Raw genomic sequence first — 1,023 nt, forward strand, 5'->3', positions numbered from 1 at the left:
GTTCCATCATGGTGATGGCTACGGCATGATCCAGCCGAAATCTGCGATTGAAATCGAACTGAAAGAAATAAAAAAATACGCCGTATTTTCCAAAGTCACGATTGAAGAATCTAACGATGTGATTCTTGGCGTTGCAGGTGTCAACGCCGATGCGTTTGTGTCTGCTTTAAATGAAGATGCCGGTGATGTACGCATCATCAATGGCGGCACTGCGGTAAAAGTAGAGGCGAACCGTTGGTTACTTGTTGTGACAGAAGAAGCGGCGCAAGCACTGATCGAAAACAGCAATGCAACGCTGACAACACACGAGCTTTGGACTCGTTTCGACATTGAATCTGCACTGCCATTCGTTTCTGCCACAGCGCAAAACGAGCACATTCCACAAGCCTTGAACATTCAAGCCCTAGGTGGCATTAGCTTCACTAAAGGCTGTTACACAGGCCAAGAAACCGTAGCTCGAGCGAAATACCGCGGCACAAACAAGCGCGCTATGTACATCGTGAAAGGCGTAACGTCGACCGCGTTAAACGATGATGCGATTGAACTAGAACGCAGCGTAGGCGACAACTGGCGCTCAGTCGGCACGTTACTGGCTCACTATCAATTCAGTGATAACCAAGCTATGGGTTTGATCGTGTTACCAAATAATCTGGATGAAGACACTCGCCTTCGTTTGTCGTCTCAACCTGATTGTGAATGGACCATCGCAGAATTGCCTTACAGCCTTGATGATGAATAATGCCATTCATACTCCTTTGATGCAGTTTCTTGCCGACCAAAACATCACGTTTCGTCTGCTTCCGCATCAAAGACCAGCCACAACAATTGAGGATGCCGCGCAACAACGCGGCATTCGCCCTTCTCAAATGGTCAAAGCGATATTGCTGCGAGACATGGGCAATCAATACGCCCTCGCCTGCGCCCCTGGTGATCGCAGTGTGGATCCCAAAAAGGTACGAGCTTTACTGCAATGTCGCCGCATGACTTGTGTCGACCAGGCCGATGTAGAAGCCATCACTGGTT

Annotated in this window: 2 protein-coding genes; both read left to right on the plus strand. The window is 48.9% G+C overall.

What is annotated here, in order from left to right:
- On the plus strand, positions 1 to 739 hold a 739-nt coding region (locus R8269_RS26430; RefSeq protein ID WP_318223062.1), incomplete at its 5' end, for a folate-binding Fe/S cluster repair protein.
- Positions 732 to 1,023, plus strand: a 292-nt coding sequence (locus R8269_RS26435; RefSeq protein WP_318223063.1) for a YbaK/EbsC family protein, incomplete at its 3' end; no start/stop codon positions are given. The genes R8269_RS26430 and R8269_RS26435, both read left to right, overlap by 8 nt.

It is taken from the genome of Vibrio sp. Vb0667, from assembly GCF_033391095.1.